We start from the raw sequence: 6667 nt of genomic DNA on the forward strand, positions 1-6667 counted from the left end.
GATGGGCACGCACCCGCGTGGTTTTGGGAGGATGAGGTCGTGGCCGACGACGCGCTCGACGAACTGTATGCCGCCAAGCTCGAGGACTTCACCGCGCTGCGCACCAGGCTCGCGGGTGAGGCGAAAAAACGTGGCGACACGGAGGCGGCCAAGCGGATCTCCGCAGCGCGCAAACCCACGACCGCTGCATGGGTGGTCAACCGGCTCGCGCTCGGCGACGACGATGTCAAGCAACGCCTGAAGAGTCTCGGTCAACGGTTGCGCGACGCACACGCGGCGATGGACGGTGAGCGGATCCGGGAGCTGTCCACCGAACAGCGCCGGCTGGTCAACGATCTGACCCGTACCGCGTTCGAGGAGGCTGAGCTCAAAAGCCCGACGGGAGCGCTGCGCGACGACGTCACCGGCACGCTGCAGGCCGCTGTCGCCGACCCCGATGTGGCGGATCGGCTCGGCCGGTTGACCAAGGCCGAGGAGTGGTCCGGATTCGGCGAGTTCGGAGACACCGCAATCGTTTTCAGTGCGACCACGAAACGTAAACCGAAGCACGAACCCAAGCCCGAGCCCGCAGAGCCGAGCGACGATGGACGCGACGGCAAGGACGCGGAGGCGCGCAGACAACGGCAGCAGGCCCGCGCCGAACTGGCCGCCGCCGAGCGCACGAAGGCCGAAGCCGACGACGCACTGTCCGAACTGCAGTCCGACCTGGCGGCCGCCCGTCTGCGGCACCAGGACGCCCGACGCCGATTGCAGGAAGCCGAGCAAGGACTGGCCGCGGCCGGGGACGCTTACGACAAGGCTAAGCAGGCCGGCCGGGACGCCGCCGCCGCGGTGAAGGAGGCCAAGACACGCCTGAGTCGCGTTAAGTGATTGCGCGGCAACTGATCTCCATACTGTCGCTCTCCCGCGCCGGGATCGGGACGCTGACGTAGCCGTTGGCCGGGTCACGGACGTAGTCGAGGTAGGGGACCAGTTCGTCCATCGACGTGTTGTCCGCGACGACCAGCGCACCCGGCGTCAGGCGCGGTTCCAGAAGCTCGAGCACCGGGACGTACAACTCCTTCCATCCGTCCAGAAGGACGAAATCGACTGTGCCGGCCAGGGTTTGCAGGGTATGCAGCGCATCGCCGGCGAGCACCGTGATCACGTCGTCGAGACCGATGTCGACGAACGTCTTGGTCGCGGCGGCGACCTTGGCGGCGCTCAGCTCGGTGGTTACCACGCGGCCCCTGCCGTTGTCCCGCACCGCCGCGGCCAGGTGGATCGCGGAGAGGCCGAGGGACATGCCGAACTCGACGACGGTGGCGGGTCTACTCGCCCGCACCAGCGCGTACAGCAATCGGCCGGCTTCCGGCGTCACCGGTAGGTAGAACTCACTGAGAGCGTCGGCGCGCTCCTGCGGGGTGGCCTCCGACAGGCGGGCGAAGTCGGCGCGCCGGAGTGCTTCCATCTGATACCGCGCTTCGGCGTACATCCGGTCGATCGCCCCGGCAACGCGGGACTCGTGCAGTGTGATGGTCATAGTTGTCGAACGTATCGGGCCGACGGCCATTCGTGTCAGGATGACCACAGAGCCATGGGCACAACCGGCACGTCGACGCGGCGCGTGATCGCGGTGATCGCGCTCATGGTGCTTGCCGCCTGGGCACTGCGCGGCTACGTTCCCGGCGTCGAGCGAACCGCCGAACAGGTGGAGCAACGCCAGAGCAATCCGCTGGCGCTGGCGGCGGTCATCGTGCTGCTGTGCGCGGCGGTGGCGATCATCGGATTCGCGGTCATCGTGCGGATGCGGGACAAGCGGCCGCTCCCAGCGCCGGCCGGGAGTCTGCCTCGGGACCGACGGCCCGGCGACCGGCCATCGTGGCGGTTCACGCTTGTCGCGCTGGCGGTGCTCATCGGGTTGGTGCTTCTGGTCGCGCTGCTGGCGCGGCTTTCGCTACCGGTGCCAACCGAAGAGGCGCCGCCGGCCGTCACACCCGACGCTCCTGTTTCCGGCGATCCCGGCGATCCCGTCCCGCCGCGTCCCGTCGAGGACGATGCCGCCGACGGCAACGTCGTGAACTACCTGATACCCCCGATGCTCCTGCTGATGGCGCTGATCGTCGTCGGAACGGCGGTCGCATCGCGGCGACAGGCGCGCCCCCCGACCCCATCCCCCTTCGTCGAGGCTCTCGACGAGCCGGCGACACCGGCGAGCGCGGCATCGCTCGCCAGGGCCGCCGAGGTCGGGCTCGCCGAGATCGGCGACCTGAGCCGCGAACCGCGGGAAGCGATCATCGCCTGCTACGCCGCGATGGAACGCGAACTGACGCGGGTTCCCGGGGCGGCGCCGCAGGCATACGACACCCCGACCGAGGTACTCGCGCGTGCGGTCGCCAGCGGGGCCTTGCGTTCCGACAGCGCCACCGAACTGGTCGAGTTGTTCGAGGAGGCGCGGTTCTCGCCGCACGTGATGAGCGAGCAGCACCGCGACGCCGCGGTGCGGGTGCTCAACCGGGTGCTGACCGAACTACCCCAACGCATGTCTGGTGTGTCAACGTGAGAAGGATTGCGGCAGCAGCGTTTCTGTTTGTGGCAGGCGCGGAACTGATCGCGGTCGCCAGCCGTGACCGTGAGCTGATCCTGGTCGTTTCCGGCGTCGCGCTGGCGCTGGCGTTACTGGGTCTGCGGTGGCAGCTGGCCCGGGAGGCTGAAACCAGTGAGGTCCAAACAACTTCCGACGATGCCGCAGAGTCGCTGCGCCGCTGGCGCTCACGCACCGAGACGCTGATCAACCGTGCCGAGGCCACCCGCACCGACTGGGACCGGCACCTGCGGCCGATGCTCGCGCGGCAGTTCGAGCTGGCGACCGGCCAACGTCGCACCCGTAACGGCACCGCCTACCACGCCACCGGCGAGATGCTGTTCGGCCCGGAACTGTGGGGTTGGGTCAACCCCGAGAATGTCGCCAAACGCGGGGCGGACGAACCCGGACCCGGCCGGGTGACGCTCGATGAGATCCTGCAACGGTTGGAGCGGGTATGACCACGGGACTGCCTGCGGCGGCCACCACCGCCAACTGCGAAGCGGTGCTCGACGAGATCGGGCGGGTGGTGGTCGGTAAACGCGGTGCGCTGTCGCTGATCCTGACGACCGTGCTGGCAGGCGGACACGTTCTGATCGAGGACCTGCCGGGCCTGGGTAAGACGCTCATTGCGAGGTCCTTCGCCGCGGCGCTCGGGCTGGAGTTCAAGCGCGTGCAGTTCACCCCCGACCTGCTGCCCGCCGATCTGCTCGGCTCGACGGTGTACGACATGCAGTCGGGCCGTTTCGAATTCCGCCGCGGCCCAATCTTCACCAATCTGCTGCTCGCCGACGAGATCAACCGCACACCACCCAAAACACAGGCCGCGCTGCTCGAAGCGATGGCGGAGAGCCAGGTGAGCATCGACGGCGCGACGCACCCGCTGCCCGCCCCGTTCATCGTGCTGGCGACCGACAATCCGATCGAATACGAGGGCACCTATCCGCTGCCCGAGGCTCAGCTCGACCGCTTCACGATCCGGCTCGAACTGCGGTATCTCTCCGAACAGGAAGAGGTGTCGATGTTGCGCCGCCGCCTCGACCGCGGCTCGGCCGAACCGACGGTCGCCCGGGTGGTGGACGCGCACGATCTCGTCGCGATGCGGGAGTCGGTCGAACAGGTCACCGTGCACGACGACGTGCTGCGCTATGTGGTGTCGTTGGCCGCCGCCACCCGGAACCACCCGCAGATCGCCGTCGGCGCCAGTCCCCGCGCCGAACTCGATCTCGTCCAGCTGGCCCGCGCCCGCGCACTGCTGCAGGGACGTGACTACGTCGTGCCCGAGGATGTGAAATCGCTTGCCGTTCCGGCAGTTGCGCACCGGATCACGTTGCGGCCGGAAATGTGGGTGCGACGAGTCCGGGGCAGCGATGTGGTCGACGAGCTACTGCGGCGGCTACCGGTGCCGCGTACCGACCCGTGACCGAAAACCGCTGCACCGAGGCCGAGTTACGCTGGCGCGCTTCACCTCTGGCCCAGGCGCTGCTGACCTGTGCGGCGGTCGCCATGGCTGTGGCGGTTCTCGGGTCACGTTGGGAGCTCATCGCGTTCGCCGCACCACTGATCGGAGTGCTGTGCTCGGTCGCGTGGCAGCGAGAGGTTCCCACGGTGCGCGTGTGCGCCGAGCCCGGCATCCACCGCTGCTTCGAAGGCGAGCCGGCGCGCGTCACGATCTGGGTGGAGGCAGATGGCGAGACGGCGAAACTGCTGAGCGGCACCGTCTCTGGGATGACACTCGAGGTCGCCGAGGCGGGAAGGGCGAGACAAACGGTGGTGGCGACAGCGCAACGCTGGGGCCGCTATCCGCTGCAGGCACACTTGACGGTCGCTGCGCGCGGCGGTCTGGTCGAGGGGATCGGGAAGGTCGACGTCGCCGACGTCTTCGTGTTCCCGATGGCGCCGCCACAGTCGACGGCGGTCCCGCGCACCGAACTGCTCGACCGGCTCGGCACCCACCTGACCCGCCACATCGGCCCCGGTGTCGAGTACGCCGACGTTCGCCGATACGTGCCGGGAGATCAACTGCGAACGGTGAACTGGGCTGTCAGCGCGCGTAGGGGAAGCCTGCACGTCACCGAACGGTTGACCGACCGCGCCGTTGACGTGGTCGTGCTGATCGACAACTACCCCCAGCCAGCGGGGCCGGCGACCGAGGCCGCCGAACGCACGGCGCGCGGTGTGGTGCAGGTGGTACAGAGCGCTTTGCGCAGCGGCGACCGGGCCGGGATCGTCGCGCTCGGCGACCGGCACCCGCGGTGGCTGAGCGCGGACATCGGCCGACGGCAGTTCTACCGGGTGCTCGACGCGATGCTCGGTGTCAGCGGTGGTTACGACACCACGTCGGGGACTCTGGCGCCGCGCGCGGCGGTGCCGCCGGGTGCGATCGTCGTCGCGTTCTCCACGATGCTCGACACCGAGTTCGCGCTGGCGCTGATCGATCTGTGCAAGCGTGGCCACACCGTCGTGGCGGTGGACGTCCTGCAGGGTGCGCCGTTCGAGGAGGGGTGTGACGCGTTGGTGGCGCGGATGTGGGCGCTGCAACGCTCTTTCATGTATCGAGACATGGGCACCGTTGGCGTCGACATCGTGGCGTGGCGCGAGGGTGACACGCTCGACCAGGCCATGCAGCTGGTGCCCCAGCACCGCCGACCGGTCCGGAGGCGACGGTGAATCGCGCGCTGTCGACGGGGTTCGGTTTCGTCATGGTGGCTGCGGCCGCGCTATCCGCTGACGATATTGCGCTGGTGGTGTGTGGCGTTGCCGTGGTTATGGTGCTGCTGGGCAATGTGTTTGGGCTAGCTGCCACGGTGGCGGTGCTGTTGGCCGCTGCGGCGATCGTGGTGGCATCGGCGAGTCCGGTGTTGGCGGCACTGTGCGGTTTGTCGGGTGCGGCGTATCTGGTGTTGCGGCATACCAGCGATGTCACCGTGCCGACTGTCGTGGGGGCACTGGGGTTTACAGGTATCGCCTTAACGGCGGTACTACTCTCACCGGAGTTGCCGTGGTTGCCGTTGACGGCGCCGCTCGCGGTGTTGGCGGTTGTGGTGCTCGCGACGCGGCCGTTCTGGCTGAGCGCCTCGGGGCGGTGAACCCCGCGCCACTCGACGCAGATGCGTGTCTACGCGCGCATTTCAATGAGTTGACGTGTCAGATTCTGGTGCATCAGGACATCGGTGACAGTTCTGCCTCTGAGTTCAAGTGGTGGCTGTCAATGAAGCCTCAAGCACGTCCTTTTCCACTGCGGTGCTGGCACGCATTTTCGTAGAGTCCGCCAACGTGTCAGACCCCGGTGGCATACTCGAACACATGTTCGAGTCGGAGTTCGCGGGTGCTGACGACGCGGTCGTGGTGGCTGCGATCGAGGAGTGTGCGCGCACCGAGGCGGTGTGGGCGGCGCGGCGGTTGGCCGCGGTGGCGGAGTTGACCGCGCGCTACACCGAACCCGATGAGGACCGTGATCATTTCGCCGTGGATGGGTGGCGGATGGCCTCGGCGGAGATCTCGGCGGCGATGGGGGTGGGGGATCGGGCCGCTTCGGGCCAGATGTGTATCGCGATGGCCTTGCGTGAGCGGCTCCCCAAGGTCGCAGCGCTGTTTGTGCGGGGGCAGTTGAGTGCGGGGCTGGTGTCCACGATCACCTGGCGCACCCAGCTGATCGTGGATTCGGCGGTCGCTGCGCGCGTGGATGCCGCGATCGCCGAGCGTGCGGCCACGTGGGGGGTGTTGTCGGTGGCGCGGTTGGAAGCCGCCATTGATGCGGTGGTCGATCAGTACGATCCCGACGCGCGGCGGCGCTTGCGTCAGGCCGCCCAGAACCGTGATGTGCGGGTGGGCAAGCGCGATGACGTGACCGGCACGATGTCGTTGTGGGGCCGGTTGAGCACCACTGATGGGGTGCTGCTGGAGCGTCGGTTGGCGCAGATGATCAGCCAGGTGTGCCCCGATGATCCGCGCACCCTCGGGCAGCGCCGCTCTGAAGCGCTGGGAGCCATCGCCGCGGGTGCCCAAGGACTGCCGTGCCGGTGCGGCAGCCCGCAATGTCCCTCGGCCGGGGCGTGTCATTCCATCTGTGTAAGTCCGGGGTGGTCCAAGATCGGACCGCCG

The 6667-nt window shown here is 68.2% G+C and carries 8 protein-coding genes; 7 read left to right on the forward strand and 1 reads right to left on the reverse strand.

Annotation, left to right across the window (positions count from 1 at the left end; genetic code table 11):
* The first annotated feature begins 39 nt into the window (after positions 1-39).
* Positions 40-870: an efflux RND transporter periplasmic adaptor subunit gene (locus tag RMCN_RS28945; RefSeq protein WP_067396555.1), complete on the forward strand. Its 831-nt coding sequence runs from the start codon at positions 40-42 to the stop codon at positions 868-870.
* Here the strand turns inward: RMCN_RS28945 and RMCN_RS28950 are convergent.
* Positions 863-1522 (reverse strand): O-methyltransferase, encoded by a 660-nt coding sequence (locus RMCN_RS28950; RefSeq protein ID WP_064413778.1) that lies wholly within the window; start codon positions 1520-1522, stop codon positions 863-865. The two genes, RMCN_RS28945 and RMCN_RS28950, sit on opposite strands and share 8 nt — an antisense overlap.
* Positions 1523-1576: 54 nt before the next feature.
* Here RMCN_RS28950 and RMCN_RS28955 point away from each other — a divergent pair, with 54 nt between their 5' ends.
* The 6 genes from RMCN_RS28955 to RMCN_RS28980 form a co-directional block, all read left to right on the forward strand.
* The gene (locus RMCN_RS28955) at positions 1577-2542 is read left to right on the forward strand and encodes a DUF4129 domain-containing protein (protein ID WP_067396522.1); all 966 of its coding nucleotides are present in this window, start codon (positions 1577-1579) and stop codon (positions 2540-2542) included.
* The gene (locus RMCN_RS28960) at positions 2539-3024 is read left to right on the forward strand and encodes a hypothetical protein (protein ID WP_067396524.1); all 486 of its coding nucleotides are present in this window, start codon (positions 2539-2541) and stop codon (positions 3022-3024) included. Before RMCN_RS28955 ends, RMCN_RS28960 begins: the two co-directional genes overlap by 4 nt.
* Positions 3021-3986 (forward strand): AAA family ATPase, encoded by a 966-nt coding sequence (locus RMCN_RS28965; protein WP_064413781.1) that lies wholly within the window; start codon positions 3021-3023, stop codon positions 3984-3986. Before RMCN_RS28960 ends, RMCN_RS28965 begins: the two co-directional genes overlap by 4 nt.
* A complete protein-coding gene (locus tag RMCN_RS28970; RefSeq protein WP_064413782.1) occupies positions 3983-5233 on the forward strand; it encodes a DUF58 domain-containing protein in 1251 nt (416 codons plus the stop codon). Before RMCN_RS28965 ends, RMCN_RS28970 begins: the two co-directional genes overlap by 4 nt.
* 32 nt (positions 5234-5265) lie before the next feature.
* The gene (locus tag RMCN_RS28975) at positions 5266-5652 is read left to right on the forward strand and encodes a hypothetical protein (protein WP_067396557.1); all 387 of its coding nucleotides are present in this window, start codon (positions 5266-5268) and stop codon (positions 5650-5652) included.
* Positions 5653-5839: 187 nt separating this feature from the next.
* Positions 5840-6667 (forward strand): DUF222 domain-containing protein (locus RMCN_RS28980; protein ID WP_131808620.1); only part of this gene is annotated, 828 nt, incomplete at its 3' end.

The sequence above is a fragment of the Mycolicibacterium novocastrense genome (genome assembly GCF_001570485.1).
In the GTDB taxonomy this organism is placed as follows: Bacteria; Actinomycetota; Actinomycetes; order Mycobacteriales; family Mycobacteriaceae; genus Mycobacterium; species Mycobacterium novocastrense.

What these genes read in the sequence shown, in the direction of transcription:
- RMCN_RS28950 (WP_064413778.1), bottom strand. Translation starts at nt 1,522, where the DNA reads ATGACCATCACACTGCACGAGTCCCGCGTTGCCGGGGCGATCGACCGG.
- RMCN_RS28955 (WP_067396522.1), top strand. Translation starts at nt 1,577, where the DNA reads ATGGGCACAACCGGCACGTCGACGCGGCGCGTGATCGCGGTGATCGCG.
- RMCN_RS28965 (WP_064413781.1), top strand. Translation starts at nt 3,021, where the DNA reads ATGACCACGGGACTGCCTGCGGCGGCCACCACCGCCAACTGCGAAGCG.
- RMCN_RS28975 (WP_067396557.1), top strand. Translation starts at nt 5,266, where the DNA reads ATGGTGGCTGCGGCCGCGCTATCCGCTGACGATATTGCGCTGGTGGTG.